Source organism: Stenotrophomonas sp. YJH_SMC_53 (assembly GCF_059369995.1).
Genome location: NZ_JCAFTF010000006.1, coordinates 99,975 through 117,314 on the forward strand (window position 1 = coordinate 99,975; position 17,340 = coordinate 117,314).

General features: G+C 67.3%; 19 protein-coding genes and 1 pseudogene. 7 read left to right on the forward strand and 13 right to left on the reverse strand.

The genetic code is table 11. The annotated features are described in order from the left end of the window. Positions 1-36 precede the first annotated feature (36 nt). The 8 genes and pseudogenes from AC5P7X_RS11215 to AC5P7X_RS11250 form a co-directional block, all read right to left on the reverse strand. Positions 37-465 (reverse strand): NAD-binding protein, encoded by a 429-nt coding sequence (locus AC5P7X_RS11215; RefSeq protein WP_329842295.1) that lies wholly within the window; start codon positions 463-465, stop codon positions 37-39. Next, positions 451-927: pseudogene (locus AC5P7X_RS11220) on the reverse strand (NAD(P)-dependent oxidoreductase); the annotation flags it as partial. The gene AC5P7X_RS11215 and the pseudogene AC5P7X_RS11220, both read right to left, overlap by 15 nt. 45 nt (positions 928-972) lie before the next feature. After that, a complete protein-coding gene (locus AC5P7X_RS11225) occupies positions 973-2,277 on the reverse strand; it encodes a transporter (protein WP_329842225.1) in 1,305 nt (434 codons plus the stop codon). A gap of 49 nt (positions 2,278-2,326) precedes the next feature. Then, positions 2,327-3,076 carry a hypothetical protein gene (locus tag AC5P7X_RS11230; protein WP_329842226.1) on the reverse strand — a complete coding sequence of 250 codons (750 nt, stop codon included), beginning with the start codon at positions 3,074-3,076 and terminating at the stop codon, positions 2,327-2,329. 13 nt (positions 3,077-3,089) lie between these two features. Beyond that, entirely contained in the window at positions 3,090-3,794 is a 705-nt protein-coding gene (locus tag AC5P7X_RS11235) for a C39 family peptidase (RefSeq protein ID WP_495214826.1), read from the reverse strand. Positions 3,795-3,893: 99 nt separating this feature from the next. Continuing rightward, complete coding sequence (locus AC5P7X_RS11240) at positions 3,894-5,210, reverse strand: FapB/FapC family functional amyloid domain-containing protein (protein WP_495214827.1); 1,317 nt, start codon at positions 5,208-5,210, stop codon at positions 3,894-3,896. Between the two features lie 43 nt (positions 5,211-5,253). Beyond that, complete coding sequence (locus AC5P7X_RS11245; RefSeq protein WP_053496543.1) at positions 5,254-5,871, reverse strand: FapB/FapC family functional amyloid domain-containing protein; 618 nt, start codon at positions 5,869-5,871, stop codon at positions 5,254-5,256. Then, positions 5,868-6,398: a FapA family amyloid fibril periplasmic chaperone gene (locus AC5P7X_RS11250; protein ID WP_053496544.1), complete on the reverse strand. Its 531-nt coding sequence runs from the start codon at positions 6,396-6,398 to the stop codon at positions 5,868-5,870. The genes AC5P7X_RS11245 and AC5P7X_RS11250 overlap by 4 nt, the downstream gene beginning before the upstream one ends. A gap of 397 nt (positions 6,399-6,795) precedes the next feature. Between AC5P7X_RS11250 and AC5P7X_RS11255 the strand changes: the two genes are divergently transcribed. Continuing rightward, on the forward strand, positions 6,796-8,151 hold the full coding sequence (locus tag AC5P7X_RS11255) for a sigma-54 interaction domain-containing protein (protein ID WP_053496545.1): 1,356 nt from the start codon (positions 6,796-6,798) through the stop codon (positions 8,149-8,151). Between the two features lie 7 nt (positions 8,152-8,158). On the opposite strand, the gene AC5P7X_RS11260 is transcribed toward AC5P7X_RS11255, so the two are convergent. Continuing rightward, positions 8,159-9,040, reverse strand: coding sequence for a TolB family protein (locus AC5P7X_RS11260; protein WP_495214828.1), 882 nt, complete (start codon positions 9,038-9,040; stop codon positions 8,159-8,161). Beyond that, positions 9,037-10,077 carry a hypothetical protein gene (locus AC5P7X_RS11265; protein ID WP_495214829.1) on the reverse strand — a complete coding sequence of 347 codons (1,041 nt, stop codon included), beginning with the start codon at positions 10,075-10,077 and terminating at the stop codon, positions 9,037-9,039. The genes AC5P7X_RS11260 and AC5P7X_RS11265 overlap by 4 nt, the downstream gene beginning before the upstream one ends. A 91-nt stretch (positions 10,078-10,168) precedes the next feature. Between AC5P7X_RS11265 and AC5P7X_RS11270 the strand changes: the two genes are divergently transcribed. From AC5P7X_RS11270 to AC5P7X_RS11285, 4 genes are read left to right on the forward strand one after another with little or no spacing between them, the layout of a single operon-like run. Beyond that, a complete protein-coding gene (locus AC5P7X_RS11270; protein ID WP_495214830.1) occupies positions 10,169-11,095 on the forward strand; it encodes a LysR substrate-binding domain-containing protein in 927 nt (308 codons plus the stop codon). Next, a complete protein-coding gene (locus tag AC5P7X_RS11275; protein ID WP_495214831.1) occupies positions 11,092-11,553 on the forward strand; it encodes a helix-turn-helix domain-containing protein in 462 nt (153 codons plus the stop codon). Before AC5P7X_RS11270 ends, AC5P7X_RS11275 begins: the two co-directional genes overlap by 4 nt. A 10-nt stretch (positions 11,554-11,563) precedes the next feature. Next, positions 11,564-11,989: a VOC family protein gene (locus AC5P7X_RS11280; protein ID WP_253134881.1), complete on the forward strand. Its 426-nt coding sequence runs from the start codon at positions 11,564-11,566 to the stop codon at positions 11,987-11,989. Continuing rightward, entirely contained in the window at positions 11,986-12,216 is a 231-nt protein-coding gene (locus AC5P7X_RS11285; protein ID WP_005416635.1) for a hypothetical protein, read from the forward strand. The genes AC5P7X_RS11280 and AC5P7X_RS11285 overlap by 4 nt, the downstream gene beginning before the upstream one ends. Before the next feature lie 7 nt (positions 12,217-12,223). Here the strand turns inward: AC5P7X_RS11285 and AC5P7X_RS11290 are convergent, their stop codons facing one another. Beyond that, positions 12,224-12,919 (reverse strand): HAD family hydrolase, encoded by a 696-nt coding sequence (locus tag AC5P7X_RS11290; protein WP_111176402.1) that lies wholly within the window; start codon positions 12,917-12,919, stop codon positions 12,224-12,226. A 139-nt stretch (positions 12,920-13,058) separates the two neighbouring features. Here AC5P7X_RS11290 and AC5P7X_RS11295 point away from each other — a divergent pair, with 139 nt between their 5' ends. Next, positions 13,059-13,520 carry a hypothetical protein gene (locus tag AC5P7X_RS11295; RefSeq protein WP_495214833.1) on the forward strand — a complete coding sequence of 154 codons (462 nt, stop codon included), beginning with the start codon at positions 13,059-13,061 and terminating at the stop codon, positions 13,518-13,520. 18 nt (positions 13,521-13,538) lie between these two features. On the opposite strand, the gene AC5P7X_RS11300 is transcribed toward AC5P7X_RS11295, so the two are convergent. Both AC5P7X_RS11300 and AC5P7X_RS11305 read right to left on the reverse strand, forming a co-directional pair. Then, positions 13,539-14,279, reverse strand: a complete 741-nt coding sequence (locus AC5P7X_RS11300) for a DNA/RNA non-specific endonuclease (protein ID WP_053496552.1) — start codon at positions 14,277-14,279, stop codon at positions 13,539-13,541. Positions 14,280-14,590: 311 nt separating this feature from the next. Beyond that, positions 14,591-15,739, reverse strand: a complete 1,149-nt coding sequence (locus AC5P7X_RS11305) for a hypothetical protein (RefSeq protein ID WP_229765958.1) — start codon at positions 15,737-15,739, stop codon at positions 14,591-14,593. A 24-nt stretch (positions 15,740-15,763) separates the two neighbouring features. On the opposite strand from AC5P7X_RS11305, the gene AC5P7X_RS11310 reads away from it, so the two are divergent. After that, entirely contained in the window at positions 15,764-17,338 is a 1,575-nt protein-coding gene (locus AC5P7X_RS11310; RefSeq protein ID WP_346607257.1) for a S15 peptidase family protein, read from the forward strand. The last annotated feature ends 2 nt before the right edge of the window (positions 17,339-17,340 follow it).

Genomic DNA, 17,340 nt, shown 5'->3' on the forward strand with positions numbered 1-17,340 from the left:
TGGGGGGCGGCAGTGGTGCCGGAACATGAATCCGGATCAGCGCCGGCCGGTGCCGGTTGGCCCGGCTCGTACAGCCTGCAGCACGGCCGCCATGTCCAGCGCCCCCCACCCGGACGCCAGTGCCTGTGCGAACAGCGCGTCGCTGGCGTCGATCAAGGGCGCATGCATGCCGACCTCATGGGCGGCAGCGGCTACCAGCCCACTGTTCTTGCGCACGTCGGTGATCGACGCCTGCACGCTGAAGTCACCACGGACCATCTTGTCCAGCTTGATGCGTGATACTTCGCTGGCCATCGGCCCTGCGTTGAGCACCTGCGCGAAGCGGTCCAGCTCGATGCCGTGGGCTTCGGCGAAGTGCACCGCTTCGGCCAGGCCGGTGACCAGGGTGATCAGGTACAGGTTCACCGCCAGCTTCATGCGCAGCGCGGACGGCACTGCACCACAGCACACCGTTTGCCTGCCCATCGGTGCAACCAGTGGGGCGGCTGCCGCGAGGTCGGCATCCGCACCGGCCAGCAGGATCACCAGCTGCGCCGATTCGGCCTGTACGCGTGAGCCGGACACCGGCGCCTCGACGTAGCGGCCGCCCGCGGCACGGATCTGCTCGGCAAGCGCCTGCGAGTACGCTGCCGAGCTGGTGCCCATGTTGATCAGCAGGCGGCCCTCGACCCGCTCGCCGAACGCCGCGCTATGGCGGTCGAGCACGCTGTCGATGGCATCATCATTGGCCAGCATCAGGATGAGGTTGTCGCAGGCCGCGAATACTCCGTCCACTGCCTCGCAGACGTCGATGCCGGTGGCGCGAGCGGCAGCATGGTTGCGGTCTGAGCGCGACCAGCCGCGTACCTCGTAACCTGCGCGAGCCAGATGGGCCGCCATGGGCGTTCCCATCACTCCAAGTCCCAGGAATCCGATGCGCATGATGGACGTCCGCTGGCCGCAGGGCGCCCATCATGCCATGGGCAGTGGCCGCTAGAGCATGTAAGGGATCTTGAACGCCAGCGTGAAGTCCGGTGCATCCGGGGTCAGCCCGATGCCCAGCAGGGTCACCAGTGTGGTGTGCTGGTTGAGCGCGTAGGTCACGCCCAGATTCAGTGATGCCGCGTTGGCGTCGCTGCCGATCACTTTCATCCACTTCCCGCCTTGGAAACGGGTGGAGGCGCGGGCGCTGATGCGGTCGCTGAAGGACAGGCTCAGGCTGGTCCGCTCGTTGAATGCGAAGGCCACGCCAGCACCGAAGTACACCGAGCCTCCCAGCTTTACGTCGCCTGGGTTGACCGTATCCGGATTGCTGTCGATGTCGCTGAAGCCGCGAGGGATGGAGTGCACGTACCCGATGTTGGCGAACAGGATGGCCGGATCGGCGGTCTTGACCATCGACAGGCCCACATTGGCCTGCCACACGCCATTGCCGGTGGGCTGTTCCCTGGGTACGGCGAAGCGGATGTAGTCATCGTCGTCGCGCTCGATCACCTTCCAGTCCAGACCGTAGGGTGCGCGCCCGGTAGGGGCGGTCACGCCGGCAGTGAGAACGGTCTCCGGGCGCCAGCCGCGTTCGCCGAACAAGCGGTAATTCGCACTCAGGCCGATATCGCCCAGCCCGTTGCCATTGGTTTCTTCCTGCGCGATCGCAGCCGCCGCACCGCCGGCGCCGCCCTTCTGGTAGACGGTGCGCCGCGCCAGGTAAGGCACGTCCAGGTTGAGCGTCAGGTTCGGGCTGACACCCCAACGCGCGGCCAGGTTGTAGGTGAGCGAATCGGATTCAACGTTCTCGATGGCGATGTTGCCGAGGAAGATCGCGTCCAGCGCCAGGAAACCATTGAGGGTGAGCTGCTTGCGGTCGTAGCGGGCGTAGGTGAGGCTGTTCTCGACGGTGAAGCGGCGCGAGAACAGCGCCGACTGCTGCTGTTTCACATCATCCACGCTGCGCCGCGATTCCTGCTTCGCCTGCTGTGCCTCGGCGGCGGTACTGGCGTAGCCTTCGCCACCCGACGAAGTCTGTAGCGTCGCGCCACGCTCGACTGCCGTAGCCGTAGCCGTAGCCGTAGACGGGGCCATCGGGCCAACCTTCCCACTCAGCCGCGCCTGCATCGCCTGCACCTGCATGTCCAGTTCGCGCAGCCGCCGCACTTCCTGCGCGTAGTTGGACTTGAGCTGCTCCAACTGGTTGGCCAGTGCCTGCACGTCGGCGCCATCATCCGCCGCGGGTGGTGCGGCAAAGGCGGTACCCGCCAGCGCCGCCAGCGCCAACGGGGTGATCCTCATCAAGGTGTGCATGTTCGTGTCCTGCGTTGTGGAACGCTTCCCCCAACGCCGTGCCGTGGTGCTACCGGCCCGGCCCCATGCCGCGGTTCATCGCAATCGCCTGGGCCACGTTCTGGCTCAACGGCAGGTTGCCGCCCGCGGTGTCCCGCACCAGCTCCAGCCGCAGCTGATTGCTGGCGATCTGGCCGTCGCCGGCCAGGGCGATGCCCTGGCCGACGCTGCCGTTGCGTATCCATTGCTGGACCAGACCCTGGCCATCCACCTGAAGCTGCAGGCGTGCCTGGTTGCCGTCCAGCACTGCGGAGGCCGAGACGCCTGCGCCCTGTGCACTGAGCGAATGGGCTCCATCACCCGACAGGGCCGGCACCGCGCCATTGCGTACCACCAGCGTGGTCGCATTGCGGGCGACATTGCCATCGCCGGCCACCTGCACGCTCTGCACCAGGCCGCTGGCGTTGGCCAGGCCACTGCTGTCGATGTGGCGACCCTGCGTGTCAGGCAGCGGCGCATCTGCGGCGGTCACGTGCACGCTGGGCTGGAAGCTCAATTTCGGGCTGCCGCCGCTGCGGAAGTCCATGCCCAGGGTCAACGCACCCTGCAGCACGCTTCCGTTGCTGGCCTGCCACTGCGAGACCATCGTCACTCCGAACCAGGCCACGGTATTGCCGCCTACGGTGTAGCGGCCGCGCATCAGGTTCAGTTCGGGATCCGGAATTTCCTTCAGGCCACGCCCGGGCGCCGCGTCCGCCGCCTGCAGGGGCAGGGGGGGGCAGGCCAGCAGCAGGACCATCAACAGTCGGTGGCGGAACATGGCGGAGCCTCCTTCAGAACAGGTCGGCGTGGCTGAAGCCGAAGTCGACCAGTTCGGCATCGGTGATCGGCCCCTGTCGCGCGTAGAGCGCGCGGGCACTGGGCCGTTCGCTGGGTTGCAGCAGGACCGTGTTGCGATCGAAATCACTGCCGATCACCACGAATACGGCATGCGATGGCCACGCAGCGAGGAATTCAGGCAGCGCCAGGCTGCGGTTGCCAAGGATGGGGTCAGCCACCTCGACCACACCGCCGCGCACCTGCTTGAGCACCACGAAGTGGCGGAAGCCGCGCACGTCCATCAGCACAAGGCCGGGAACGCGAAGCGTGCGCAGGCGTGCCTCATCGATGCGATAGCCGCGACCGCGCATGCCCAGCGATTCCACGTAGCGCTTGATGTCGAGCAACGAAAAGCCACGCTCGGCCACCAGCGCCGGGTCGGACACCCCCATCATCCCTTCGATCACCGTCGCCTCGTCGGTATCGAGGTGGTAGGCATGGCGCAGGAGGGTCGCCAGTGCGGCCGCCCCGCAGCTGTAATCGGTGTGCTGGCGTACCACGTTGCGGTAGCGCCGTTCCTGCATGCTCTCCACCTTCTGCTGCAGCAGCGCGCCATTGGGCAGCACGCCGGCGAAGCCGACGTCGCCCGCCCGCGCAGACGCGCTGCCCAGCAACAGCAGGCAGGCCAGCAGGCGTATCGAGAGACGGTGGCCGATCATCGCGTTCTCCGGCAGCAAGGGGGAGCCCCTGTCCCAAGGGGGAGGAGGAACAGGGGCTCCCGGGGACCCGGCCATTGGCGGACGGCCGGGGTGTTGCGCTTACTCGCCGTTGCCGCCACCACCGCCGGTGCTGGGCTGGGCGACTGCCAGGGCCAGGCTGTTGGCCTGCAGGTTGCCGGTGCCCGCGGCCACGTTCACGCCGATGTTGCCGGAGGCGCCCGAGAAGGCACTGCCGGACAACGCCGAGGTGTTGGTCGCATCTACATTCACCCAGCGCGTGGTGCTGACTGTGCCGCTCAGGCTGGCATACAGGTCGGCCACGCCCAGTTCGACGAACTGGCTGGTGCCACTCTCACGCGTATCGAAGCCCAGGCCGCCCACCCCCGGCCGGTTGGGGTTCATCGTGGCGTTCTGGATCTGGTTGTCCAGATCGATATGGCCGGTGCTGTTGCCACCCGGGTGCGGCAGCTCGCCACTCCACGTATCCAGGTAGTAGTTGGCCATCTGGTAGGCGTTGCCGGTGCCGCGGTAGGTTCCCGCGCCATAGGCCAGTGTCAGGCCGCTGACGCCGCCACGCATGCCGACCTGCACGGTATCGGTGTAGGACTGCACGAAGCCGGCGTTGCTGACCGTGTTGCCGGTGGAGACCTGGTTGGAGCTGATGCTCGACTGCGCCACTGCGGTAGTCGCGACCGAGGCGGCGAGCGCATTCTTCTGCTCGTTGTTGTTGCCCGAGGCGACGTTCACGCCGATGTTGCCGGACGCACCGCCGAAGGCATTGCCACCGAGACCCGCGGCATTGGTGACGCCGGAGTTCATGGTGGCGTTGCCGAAGCCGGCCTGGTTGACGAACACCTCGGCGTCGGCCATGCCGAAGCTGAAGGACGCATCGGCCGCAGATAGTGAAGCCGCGTTGTCCTGCGTATTGTTGTCGCCCGATACCACGTTGAAGCCCAGGTTACCGGAGGCACCTGCACCCACGCTGTCACCGATGGAGGCACTGTTGGTGACCAGGCTGTTGCTGGTGGCGTTGTTGCTGATCGACTGCCGGTTGTCGATCACGGCAATGGCCGCCGAGTCGAGGTCGATGTCGCCGGTGATGTTCGGGTCGCCGGAGAAATTGATGTCGGTGCTCAGGCGCAGGTCCTTCTCCAGGTTCACGTCGACGCCGTGGTTGTTCTTTTCCTTGCGTTCGTCGGCCTGGATGTTGCTGTGCTTCTGCACGTTGACGTTGACGTTGCGGTTGCGTACGTCGTTGTCCGTATGGTTGTGGGTGTCGTTGCGGGTTTCGCTGATGGTGTGGGTGTGGTTGATGTTCGCGTTGGCGTTCTGGTTGTCCCAGCCATTGGCCGCAGCGGCGGTCGAGGCGGTGGCAATCGCCATGGCGAGCATGGTCCGTTTGACGGTCGCTTTCATGGTGCCCTCTCTCTCATCGGGTGGTGCATCGGTTGGGTGGTTGTCACGGGCGGTCCTGCACGACCAGGCCCAGTACATTGGCCGTGTCGTTGCCGTTGCCCGCGATCTGATTGAGTTGCAGGACCCCGTCGAATCCCCGCAGCGCCGTGCTGGTGACACCAGCACTGCGGGTGCCCGTCGCGACGCCGCGACCGGCGTCGTCCCGCCCCCCTGCCAACACGGAACCTTCGGCGGCCAACGCCGTATCGTCGGTTTCGCGTATGCCCTGTCGGGCCAGCGTCGCGCTGACGACATTGAGCGTCGTGTTGGCGATGCCGCTGGCCTGGTTGATGGATGCGATGCCGCTGGCACCGGCCAGCGCCTTGCCATCGATGACGGCAGTGGCGTGCAGCGGTGCACCCAGTACGCGGTTGCCACCGCGGAGTTGCCGGTTGCTGATCGAGACGTCGGCATGTTCGCCCGTGGCGATGCCGCGCATGTTGGCCTGCAGGTTGAGGTCGCCGGCCGCCTGGTTCACCGCGATGGCACCGTTTGCACCCGCCAGGGCGTGACCGTCGATGCGGGCAACGTCGAGGTAGGCGAGCATGCCGCTGTAGTCATCGGCCTGCGCGATCAACGGCGTGGCAGGCAGGATCAGCAGCAGCCAGTGCGCCCGACTCACTTGCCACCTGCCGGGGCCATGCCCTGCAGCGGGAACTGGCCGAGAGCGCCGCGCACGGTCTCGCCGATGCCGCGGGTGCTGTTTCCGACCGCGCCGAGCGGCCCGCTCATGGCGCCACCGAGACTGCCGCCGACCATGCCGTCACCGTGGCGGCCGAGCGTACCGCCCAATGCCTGCTGCGTCACGCGTTCGACCGTGGTGCCTGCGGGTGCGGTGGCTGTGGCTGCCTGACCCGCCCCCATGCCTGCGTAGTCCTCATCGCTCAGCTCGTCCATCCCGTTTGCCGGGGCACCCGCACCGAGGGCCGCTGCGATCTCGCGCTGGGGTTTCGGGTCGGCGATCAGCGCCATGCCGGGCGGCGCCATGCGATAGGCCGGGCGTGCGGACACATCACGCAACAGGACGATTTCGCCCGGTTGAGCCTTCACGCCCTGGCGTGCACCGGAGGCAGAGGCGCTCGCGGCAACCGACAGCAGGGCCACGGCCAGCGTCGCCAGCAGGCCGCGAATGGGGGTGGTGCCGTCCATGCCGATCTCCCGTGGTGGGTGCGGCGGAACCACGCATCAACCGTGCCAACCCAGCAAGGCTTGGCCGCTCTGGCGCCAGGCGCTGGCAAGCATGGGGTGCTGCTGCCGCGCTGTTACAGAGGCGTCGGAAAAATGTTGGGATTGCGCTGTACCAAGCGCCGCAGGGCAAGGCGGGCGCCCGACTGTCACACGGGCGTTACAGGTGCCGTCGCGGACTGCAACGATGCCGCTTCAGCCGGTGCTTTCTTGACGCGGCGCTCATTGCGCCGCCGTTTAGCGCAGCGCTAGGATCCGCCCATCAAAGGCCGCTGCGGTGGCCGTAAAGGGTCCCGGCGGAGGGCGGCACGCCGGTGATTGCCTGACAGTCCGCCGACGGTGTCCGGATGCTGGGGGAAGCATGGCGGCGGTCCCGGAGGCTTCTACATCACGTTGCGTGCTCTGGTTCGGCGAGCCGCTGGCGAACGAGCGCAGCGCGCTGGCGGCCGCAGGCTGGTACGTGCGCCGCATCCATCCCGACCCGGCGATGGCGATCGGGCTGCGCGGGCGTGATCGGCTGCTCGCTGTGCTGGATCTTCGCCATCTGGATACGCCCGCGCTGCAGTTGCTGGCGCCATGGATCGAACAGCACGTGCATCTGCCCTGGCTTGCGGTGCTGCCACCCGGCGCAGGGCCCACGCCTGCAGCGTGGCTGCCCTTGCTGCAGCGTTGCATCTCGCGGTTCACGCTGCCTTTCGGCCTGCAGGACCTGGTGGCTGCGATGCGCCAGCAGTTCGACGCGGATGATCCTTCTGCCAGCGAGGTATGCGGCGGCCAGGGACCACGCGCACTGATCGGCGAGAGTCCTGCGTTGCATGCGGTGCGCACCGTGCTGCACAAGTTCGCGCCGGTCGAACTGCCGGTGCTGGTCACCGGCGAAACCGGTACCGGAAAGGAGCTGGCGGCTCACGCGCTGCATGCGTTGTCCGGCCGTGCGGGCAAGCCGTTCATCGCGGTCAACTGCGGTGCCATTCCGGCCAACCTGGTGCAGTCGGAGCTGTTTGGCCACGAGCGCGGCTCGTTCACCGGCGCCGACAAGCGCCAGATAGGCGTATTCGAAGCCGCACACGGCGGCACAGTGTTCCTCGACGAGGTGGGCGACCTGCCGGCGGAGGCGCAGACCAGCCTGCTGCGCGTGCTGCAGGAAGGCACCTTCGAGCGCGTCGGCAGCAGCCAGCCGCTGCGGGCCGACGTGCGCGTACTCGCGGCCACCCACGTCGAACTGGAGCACGCGGTGGCGCAGGGGCGGTTCCGCAGCGATCTCTACTATCGGCTCAATGTGCTGCGCCTGCTGATGCCGCCCTTGCGCGAGCGTGGCGCCGATGTGCAGCTGCTGGCCGAGCACTTCCTGCGCTGCTTCCGTCTGCGCCACAGCGTGCGTGCACGTGGCTTTGCGCCCGCCGCGCTGCAGGCGATGCGACGCTTCGGTTGGCCCGGCAACGTGCGTGAACTGCTCAACCGGGTGCAGCGGGCGGCGATCATGGCCGAAGGCGAGCTGATCAGCGAGCGTGACCTCGAACTGGGGGGGAGCGAGCATGCGCCGCCGGGCGCGATGCTGCAGGATGCCCGCGGCCAGGCCGAGCGCGATGTGCTGCTGCAGACCCTGCGCCAGACCGGCTACAACGTCTCCGAGTGCGCACGGCAGATGCAGATCTCGCGGGTGACCGTGTACCGGCTGTGCCGCAAGCATCGGCTGGAACTGCCGGCGCAGCGCTGAGCGCGGATCATGGTTCGCCCGAACGGTAGCGGATGCGGTACAGGTCCAACCCCGCACCGTCTGCGCGCCGCGCCGAATAGGTCAAAGTGTCAGGTTGCGAGCCATCCAGCATCGCACCGTAGCTGTCGCCGAAGGCTTCGTTCACCGGGGAGGGCAATGCATGGCCCGCGTCATAACGGCCTCCACGCTCGTAGCCAATGAACTGTCGTACCGGTGCACTGCCGAAGTCCAGGGCACGGGCAAACACCACCGTTCGGCCGTCGCCGAGGAAAGTGGCATCGAACTCCTGCGCGGCGGTATTGATGCCACCGGCCAGCGGCCGCGCCAGCTGCGCCACGCCGCCGATCATCGTGGCGCTGTAGAGGTCATGGCCGCCGGCACCGCCCGCGCGATCGCTGGAGAACAACAGCGTACGACCGTCCGGGGAGAGCATCGATGCGAACTCGTCGGCCGCACTGTTCACCGCGGGGCCCAGATTCTCCGGTTCGCCGAATCGACCGTCGCGTCCAATGCTGGCCCGGTACAGATCGTCGCCGCCCTGGCCGCCTGCGCGGTCCGAGCAGAAGTACACGACGCGCCCATCTGCGGAGAACGCGGGATCGAAGTCGCGCCCGGCCGTGTTGAACGGTACCGGCGTCGCCGGCCGCCAGCGCTGCCCATCGTGGCGGGAGACCCAGATGTCATACCCGCCCGGACCGCCGGGACGGTTGCGGCTGAACCACAGTGCGGTGTTTCCGTCCGGGCTCAAGGTCAGTCGAATCTCGTCGTACTGCGTGGATGCAACGCCCGGCGCAAAGCGTTCGGCGGGGCCGACGATCTGCAGCACCCTTGAGGGAGTCGCGGGGGGCGACGCAGAAACCAGCAGCATCACGGCCAGCAGCGCTTTCATGCCTGCCGCTCGAAGTCGCTGACCCAGTTGGTTTCCCAACTGCGTCCCCCATCGGTCGAAGCCGCCTGTTCCCAGCGCGCCGAGCGCGGGGTAATGCGTGACCAGATCACCCGCGTCTGGATCGGCCGTCCGTCGTGCTGGTCATCGCCGAAGAAGCGCCCGACGCCGGCCTCGAAACCACCGCGCAGCGGCGCGCCGATCCGGGTCGGCTCCCGGCCATCCAGCCACCAGCTCAGCCAGTGCCGCTCAGCCGCACTCCAGGCGCGCATACCCATGCCGCGCAGTGGTGCTCCCGGCACGTCCATCAGGTTGTCGCCCACGTTGCCGAATCCTCCCAGTACCGGCCAGTTGTGCAGGGTGCCGTTGAACGCGTCCCACGCATCACTGCCTGCCAGCCGAGCGCGCAGGCGACGATGGCGCACGTTCCAATGGCCCACCAGGAAATCGAAATCGCGCGGTGCATCCGGCAGCTTCGGAAGCGGAGAGGGGGCTGCCGCAGTGCGGCGGAACCAGTTGCGCCAGTTCACTTCCCAGTGCGCGCCGGCATCGGCGGAGAACGCCTGCTCCCACCACGGCTCCTCGCCATGGATGTCATGCCAGCGGAACCAGACGTCGATGGGGCGTCCCCTGAAGTGATCACGACCACGGAAGCTGCCGCCATCGCCTTCGAAGACGCCGCGCACGGGCGCTTCGATATGGGCAGGGTTGCGTCCATCGATCCACCAGATCGACCACGTGGAAGACACCGGATCAAACGCACGCACGCCCAGGCCCCTGTAGGGACCCGAAGGCAGCGCCATGACGTTGTCATCGATGGTGCCGAGTCCGCCCAGGGTGAGCCAGACCGCGCTGGCGCCGCTGAAGGCTTCCCAGCGGGTATCGCCCAGCAGGCGCTCCTTCAGCCGTTGGTGCCGGACCCGCCAGTTGCCCTGTAACCATTTCCAGTCTTCGCTGTGGCTGGCCAGGGGCCGCCCCGAGGGCAGGGCGCTTGAGGCTGCCGCCGCGGCCAAGGTGGCCAGGAACTGCCGTCGATCCATGTGCGTGACCCCTTGCCGGACGTGCCTCCATCGTTGCGGGTGCGAGGGGGATTGACCACGCAGATATCGGGGCTCAGGCTAAGCCACACTTATGGTGACCCGACGCCAGCTTCCATCGCTTGTCGCCATCCGCGCCTTCGAAGCGGCGGCGCGGCTGGGCAGTTTCGCCCGTGCCGCCGAGGAGCTCGACACCAGTGCGGCATCGGTGAGTTACCACGTGCGCCGGCTGGAGGCCCAGACCGGTACCTGCCTGTTCCTGCGCCATGCACAGCATGTGGAGCTGACGGCAGCGGGTGCCAGCGTCGCGCAGGAGGCCACCCGGGCCTTCGACGCGCTTCGTGCCAGTTTCATGCGTGCCGCTGACATGGATGCGGCGCGATTGCGCCTGTCCGTATTGCCCACGCTGGGCACCAGCTGGTTGACGCCTCGCCTGGGCAGCTTCCGTGCCCGCCATCGGAACATCGTGCTGGAACTGGACCTGTCGGCAGAGCCCCACGACCTGGCCGCCGGGCGTTTCGATGCCGCCATCCGCAATGGGCATGGCGGGTGGCCCGGGCTGCAGGCCACGCCCCTGTTCCCCAGCATTTTCACCCCGTTGTGCGCGCCAGCGCTGCTGCCGGCGGCAGACGGGCTCGGTCGCCGGGCGTTGGACGTTCCGCTGCTCGGCAGGCCCGACTGGTGGGCACTGTGGTTCTCCGCACATGGTGCCGTCCCGCCGCCGGCCGCAGAGAGCTTCATCACCCCCTTTGCGGTAGAGCATCTGGACGTCGGCGCGGCCATTGCCGGGCAGGGCATCGCCATTGCTTCGCCAATCCTGTTCCAGGCCGAACTGGACAGTGGGCGCCTGGTGCAGGCACATCCCGGTGTGGCCAGCGACGGGCGTGGTTTCTGGTTCGTGGCACCGACGGCGCGCAGCCGGAGCGCCAAGGTCATTGCGTTCGGTGACTGGTTGGGCGAGCAGGCCGCGCAGGCCAGGCATGCGGCGCGACATCATCTGGCGCGCACGGTGGCGGCATGAGCCAGAGCCCCGAACTGCTGCGACGCCTGCTGCGTGCCAAGGACCGGATGGACCATGCCAGCCACGAGGACTGGCCGGTGGCCCGCCTGGCCGAAGTGAGTGCCGTATCCGCGGCGCATTTCGCGCGTTCGTTCAAGCAGGCATTCGGGCTGCCGCCGCACCGCTACCTGCTGAGCCGCCGCATCGAACGGGCCGTGGCGATGTTGCGTGACACCGACCTGCCGGTCACCGAGATCGCCGCCCAGACCGGGTGGAGCAGCCTGGGCACCTTCGGCCGCATCTTCCGTGACATCACCGGCGACAGCCCCGGCAACGTGCGCGAGCGCGAGCGCGCTGGCCAGGTGACCCCGGCCGGCGTGCCGGAATGCCATGCGCGTGCCGCGCAGCGACCGGACCTGAACATCGCAGTTTTGGAGAAGCGCCGTCGCCAGGCGGTTGCTAACGTGGACCCCACCTGAGGGAGGTCCCATGACAAACACTGTGAACACGGTCGGCCTGTATGTGCGCGACCAGGATGAGGCACTCGCGTTCTACGTCGGCATGCTCGGTTTCGAAGTGCACACCGATGTGCGCAATGGCAGCTACCGTTGGCTGACGGTACGCAGCCCCGGCCAGGACGGATTCCAGCTTGGGCTGTTCGTTCCGGGCCCGCCCACCCACGATGCGGCCACCGCGCAGGCGCTGCAGCAGCTGGTGGCCAAGGGCGCCATGCCGCCGCTGGTACTGGCCGTGGACGATTGCCAGGCGTGCTATACGCGATGGCGGGCGCAGGGCGTGGAGTTCACCCAGGAGCCGGTCGAACGCTATGGCGCCATCGATGCCGGATTCCGTGACCCGTCCGGCAATGGCTGGAAGATGATCCAAGCCCGCTCTGAAGCGAGGCGCCGTCAATGAGCCGGGGGGGCTGGGCGCGGCCCGTGCATCGCTGGACCTCGATCGTCTTCACCCTGGCGGTGATCGCCAATTTCGCCGTCCGCGGGCTGGGACAGGGCGAGCCGGCAGCGTGGATCACCTATTCGCCGCTGCCGCCATTGTTCCTGCAGCTGTTCACTGGCCTGTACCTGTTCGTGCTGCATTACGCCGGGAAGCGCCGCAGCGCCGCACTGGACGCCGCGGGCTGAGGCCGACTCAGGCGGCAGCGTCGGCGGCGTAGGCCGCCAGCAATGCCGGCAGCTGGTCCATGCGCTGGAAGATCACCTTCGCACCCGCAGCGCGCAGGGCCTCCGGCGTGCTGTGGTGCGGGCCGCCCTCGCTGAACCCAAAAACGGTCGCACCCGCCGCGACGCCGGCGGTCGCGCCGGTCACGGTGTCTTCGATCACCGCACAGCGGGCCGGGTCCACACCCAGCGAAGCGGCAGCGGCCAGGTACACGTCCGGGTGGGGTTTGGTCTGCGGCATGTCCTGGCCGCTGAAGACGTGGTCACCGAAGGCATCGAGGATGCCGACCTTGCTCAACTGCAGCTTCACCTTGAACAGGTCGGCACCGGACGCGCAGGCAATGCGGCCACCGGTCGCTATGGCGATCGCACGCACGGCCTCGGGCGCCCCCTGGATCGCCTCAAGGTCCTGCTCCAGCGCACGATTGCGCTGCTGGCGGAATTCCTCCAGCCACTGCTCGGTGAACGGCTTGCCGGTGCGCTCTGCGATCAGCCCGGCCAGATGGGCCACGGATTGGCCCAGGAAGACCTCGCCCGCCTGCGCAGGCGTCAGCGGCCAGCCGCGTGCGGTCAGCATTTCCGAGAGCACGCGGGCCACCAGCGGCTCGGAATCGACCAGTACGCCGTCGCAGTCGAACAGCACGGCATCGAAGGGGAAACGGGACATCTACTACTCCGGGACAGCCAAAAGGGCGAAGCGCCCGCCATTTTCCCATAGCGGGACGGGCAGGGCACGCCGGCCACAGGAACGCTAGACTGCCGGGCCACCCCACCCATCGCCTGCACGGGAATACCCCTTGAACCGAGTGCGATGCCAGGCCCGGCACCATCACCTCATCAGTGCCGGCATCGCCGGCGCGGTGGCGCTGGCCGGCAGCTGCCTGCTCCCCGTCCTGGTGTTGCTGCTGCCTGCGGGATTCTCGCCAGGCGAGTTCATTATGCCCGTTGCCGACGGCGCCGCGCAGTTGCGGAGTGCGGGGCTGCTCCTGCTGGCGGCCTGCGCACTGGCCACGTTTGCCGGCCTATGGGCCAGCGCGCCGTCGCCGGAACCCGCATCGACGGCGCGCAGGATGGTGGTGTCGCTGATCCTGCTTGCCACGACGCTGCTGATCAGCCTGGCCAGCATGGCCTACCTGATGCGAACGCTGTCCAGTGGGACGCCAACGACAGGGCACGGGCTTGTCGCTGCTACCGTCGTCGGCGCCGTAGTGCAGTTCCTGTTTGCCAGAGTGCTGGCGTCACGATGGCTGCGTGTACAGGCATCGTGACGTTCCTCTGTCCGCCGCTCAGCCCAGGTCACACCCTGCAGGCTGTGGCCAGGTGGTGGCCGGCAGCATGTTCTTCAGCGAGGCCGGTGCGTTGATCGCCACATAGCTGGCGCCCAGCAGCTCCTCCAGATCGGCAATCGTCACCAGGTAGTTGTCCAGGCTGCCGAGGTTGGCCTCGTTGGGAATGATCCAGCTGATCGCCTTGGCGGTTCCGGTGTTCGGGTCACGGGTGATGATCGTCTTCCAGAAGAACTCCGGGGTCGGGATGCCATGGCTGGCCAGGAAGTAATCGTTGGCGGCGTCGCCGTAGACCACACCACCGTAGACGTCCACCGGTGCGATGTCGCGGTAGCACTCGGCCACGTTTTCGGCCTTCACCCAGATGCCCTGGTTGAAGCTGGACACCTGCGGCACGATGTTGGTCATGTAGTTGGCGCGACGGATGTAGGTCGCGTCGTAGTCCATGTGGTTGGACGTGACCAGATGGCCACGGTCATAGCCGGATCTGATGCTGGCGTAGGACGCGGTGCTGGTCTGGCCCAGGCAGCCGGCTGGCAGGTCCGGGTCCTTGTAGAAGCTGGACGGCCGTGCGGCCGAACCGGTATCGGCGGTAAGCGTGTACTCGTAGCGGGTGGCGCTGTGGATGCTGCAGTCGTAGGTCAGCACGAAGCCGCCCTTGTTGAGGGTGACCACCTGGGCCTGTGCAGCACCGGCAAAAGCACTGAGTACGATGGCAAAGACAAAGCTTGCAAGGCGCATTTCGATTCTCCAGCAGAAGATTCAGGGCGCAGCCGCCCGTCACGACCTGGCCGGGGCGAGGACATGCGGAGATGCTGCGGAGACGGATGCTGCGGATTGCGGTGGAGCCTGGCCGCGTTGTTGGGCCATCAGCCCTGCGGTGTCATAAGCGTCACAAGCTGGCGCCTTGTGGTCAATGACGAAAGGGCGAAGCTGTGATCATGCGCAAGCACTGGTGATATGTCAGATCACGCGGCGCGTGGATGACACGCGCGCGTGCTAGGCGCCTGGCAGGCCTGCCAGCTGCGCGCCTGGGCCTGCGGCGGCGGGCGCTACAGGAATGCTTCCTGTTCTTCGTCCGGCGCCAGGCATGCGGCCTTGCTTTGCTCGGTCGAGCTCGCAATGGCCGCCTCGTCGAAACCGCTGCGGCTCAACCACAAACGATTCCAGCGGACCAGTGCGTCGCTGTCGCGTGCCAGGCAGGCATAGCGGACGATCGATTCCAGGTTGTCGATGGTCGGGTACTGCTGGGCGATTTCGTCCAGTCCCTGGCGCATCAGCGGCCAATCGGGCTTCGCCGCGCGGAAGTGATCGGGCGAATACGCGGTGGCCGACCAGTACAGCCGTGCGTAGCGCATGGCCCGCTTCTTCTTTGGTGCGCTGGCCATCGAGTGCCGCGCGAAGGCTTCCATCTTCTGCGCGCTGCCGCCCCAGGCCGGCGTGAAGTACTCCATGGCAATGAGGTGCAGTGGTTCGTAGTCGGGGAAGGCCTTCGCTGCGCGATCAACGAGCGCCAGCATTTCGTCGTCATCCGCGCTTTCGCGCAGCGCGATCAGCACGTTCATCTCGTGCCAGAACGGGTCGCCGCCGGCAACATCCTCATGCGATTGCAGGTAGGCCCGCGAAACCGCGTTGTACTCATGGAACTGTGCCCAGTCGTCGGCGTTGACGGTGTTGGCGTAACCGTTGCCGCGGTAGCTCCAGGCCAGGTTGAGTGGAATCCGTGCGGTGATCAGGTGGGCCGCCGCAGACTTCGGCGCGTGCTGAACCCAGCGCGCCGCCCATGCAGACCAGTCGTTCCAGGCTTGAACCTCCTGCCGCGACGTGCCGATTGCACGCGACATGCAGATGTAGAAACGGCCGAGCCGGGATTGGCCGGCGGCGTTGAGCTCGCCCTTGCGGAAACGCGCGGCCATCGCATCAAGTGCCGCAAAGTCGTCGTTGGCCATCAGCCGCGCAATCTCCGCGCAATCGTTGGCCGGTTCGGGGGCATCTTCCGCCAACACTAAAGGGGCGAACAGACAGGCGACGCTGGAGAGCGTGCCTGCGACGAGCATCCTGTGCATCGGGGGCGTCCTTGCTTTGATGGGAGACTGCGGAGGGCCCGCAGTGCCTTGAAGCATAGCAAGGCGCGCTTTGCGGCATGTTGCGTCGCAAGGTGCCAGCCACCATTCGCACTGGTACGGTCCGATCCGTTGCACCACCACCGACGGGGAGAGACAACGATGCGCAAGGTTCTGCTGCTGTTGATCCTGCTGACCGGGCTGGCGCCCACGGCCCTGGCGGCCACGGTCAAGACCACCCATCGCACCATCCCCAGCTGGGATGGCACGCCCCTCGGGGCCTTCGTCATCGAACCCCAGGATGCCGGCAGTGGCCGCTATCCGCTGCTGGTGATGCCCAGCAGCTGGGCAGTGCCCAGCGTGGAGTACGTGGGCGCGGCACAGTCGCTGGCGCAGCGCGGCTATGTGGTCATCAGCTACAGCTCGCGCGGCTTCTGGGAGTCGGGCGGCAGCATCGACATCGCCGGGCCGGCCACGGTCGAGGACGTCAGTGCACTGATTGACTGGGCGCTGGACAACACCCGTGCCGACCCCTCACGAATCGGTGTATCGGGCATCTCCTATGGGGCCGGCACCAGCCTGCTGGCGGCGGCACGCGACCCGCGCATCAAGGCCGTTGCCGCGTTGAGCGGCTGGGCCGACCTGCAGGCGTCGCTCTACAGCCATGACACGCCCAGCGCGCAGGGTATTGCCCTGCTGGTGGCAGCCGGCCTGGCCACTGGCCGCCCCGGGGCGGAGCTGGCCACCATCAACGGCAATGTGCTGGTCGGCAACTACCAGGGGGCGGTGGACTCGCTGCTGCCGGTGGCGGCACAGCGCAGCCCGGCCAGCAGCCTTGATGAGATCAATGCCAACCAACCCGCGGTATTCCTCGCCAACGCCTTCAACGACAGCCTGTTTCCGCCGGGCCAGCTGGTCGACTTCTTCACCCGCCTGAAGGGACCCAAGCAGTTGCAGCTGCGCCATGGCGACCACGCCCTCAACGAAGCCTTCGGTGCGCTCGGCATTCCCAATGAGGTCTATGCCACGGTGGGCGACTGGTTCGACCACTACCTCAAGGGCGTGGCCAATGGCATCGATCGCCAGCCGGCGGTGCAGTTGAAGTCGCAGAAGGGCAGCTGGAGCCGTTATCCGGACTGGCAGGCCACCTCTACCGGCGCCGTAAGCTACGGGCTGACCGCGCCGACCGGGCTTCTGCTGCCCACCGGAGGGCTGGCCGAGAGCGGTGGCGGCACCGGTTGGAACTACCGGATCGGCAGCGGCCTGCTTACTGCCGCCAACTCCGGCGTGGTGATGGCGTCCGGCGCGCTGCAGATGTTCAACCTGCCGCCCGGTGCCTATGTACCATTCGTTGGCCGCAACGCCGCAGGCGTCTGGCAGGGCCCGATCTACTGGAGTGCACGCCGCCTGGATGGCGCACCGGAAGTGCGGTTGACGGTGACGCCCACTCGCGCCAACACCACGCTGTATGCCTACCTGTATGCCGAGGATATGCTGGGCAACGGCCAGCTGATCAGCCACAAGCCGTACACCCTGCGCGGTGCCACGCCCGGCCAGCCGAGAACCATCGATCTTCGCCTGGAAGCCAGCAGCTGGAACCTCCCGACCGGCAGCCGGCTGACCCTGGTGGTCGATACCGTGGACCTGCGCTATGCGGGCATCAGCCAGCTGGGCGGTGCGGTGACCTTCAGCTCGCCAGCCAACGCGCCTTCGGTGCTGAAGGTGCCTTTGCATTGATG

What these genes read in the sequence shown, in the direction of transcription:
- AC5P7X_RS11215 (WP_329842295.1), bottom strand. Translation starts at nt 465, where the DNA reads ATGGGCAGGCAAACGGTGTGCTGTGGTGCAGTGCCGTCCGCGCTGCGC.
- AC5P7X_RS11225 (WP_329842225.1), bottom strand. Translation starts at nt 2,277, where the DNA reads ATGCACACCTTGATGAGGATCACCCCGTTGGCGCTGGCGGCGCTGGCG.
- AC5P7X_RS11230 (WP_329842226.1), bottom strand. Translation starts at nt 3,076, where the DNA reads ATGTTCCGCCACCGACTGTTGATGGTCCTGCTGCTGGCCTGCCCCCCC.
- AC5P7X_RS11235 (WP_495214826.1), bottom strand. Translation starts at nt 3,794, where the DNA reads ATGATCGGCCACCGTCTCTCGATACGCCTGCTGGCCTGCCTGCTGTTG.
- AC5P7X_RS11240 (WP_495214827.1), bottom strand. Translation starts at nt 5,210, where the DNA reads ATGAAAGCGACCGTCAAACGGACCATGCTCGCCATGGCGATTGCCACC.
- AC5P7X_RS11250 (WP_053496544.1), bottom strand. Translation starts at nt 6,398, where the DNA reads ATGGACGGCACCACCCCCATTCGCGGCCTGCTGGCGACGCTGGCCGTG.
- AC5P7X_RS11255 (WP_053496545.1), top strand. Translation starts at nt 6,796, where the DNA reads ATGGCGGCGGTCCCGGAGGCTTCTACATCACGTTGCGTGCTCTGGTTC.
- AC5P7X_RS11260 (WP_495214828.1), bottom strand. Translation starts at nt 9,040, where the DNA reads ATGAAAGCGCTGCTGGCCGTGATGCTGCTGGTTTCTGCGTCGCCCCCC.
- AC5P7X_RS11265 (WP_495214829.1), bottom strand. Translation starts at nt 10,077, where the DNA reads ATGGATCGACGGCAGTTCCTGGCCACCTTGGCCGCGGCGGCAGCCTCA.
- AC5P7X_RS11270 (WP_495214830.1), top strand. Translation starts at nt 10,169, where the DNA reads ATGGTGACCCGACGCCAGCTTCCATCGCTTGTCGCCATCCGCGCCTTC.
- AC5P7X_RS11275 (WP_495214831.1), top strand. Translation starts at nt 11,092, where the DNA reads ATGAGCCAGAGCCCCGAACTGCTGCGACGCCTGCTGCGTGCCAAGGAC.
- AC5P7X_RS11280 (WP_253134881.1), top strand. Translation starts at nt 11,564, where the DNA reads ATGACAAACACTGTGAACACGGTCGGCCTGTATGTGCGCGACCAGGAT.
- AC5P7X_RS11285 (WP_005416635.1), top strand. Translation starts at nt 11,986, where the DNA reads ATGAGCCGGGGGGGCTGGGCGCGGCCCGTGCATCGCTGGACCTCGATC.
- AC5P7X_RS11290 (WP_111176402.1), bottom strand. Translation starts at nt 12,919, where the DNA reads ATGTCCCGTTTCCCCTTCGATGCCGTGCTGTTCGACTGCGACGGCGTA.
- AC5P7X_RS11300 (WP_053496552.1), bottom strand. Translation starts at nt 14,279, where the DNA reads ATGCGCCTTGCAAGCTTTGTCTTTGCCATCGTACTCAGTGCTTTTGCC.
- AC5P7X_RS11310 (WP_346607257.1), top strand. Translation starts at nt 15,764, where the DNA reads ATGCGCAAGGTTCTGCTGCTGTTGATCCTGCTGACCGGGCTGGCGCCC.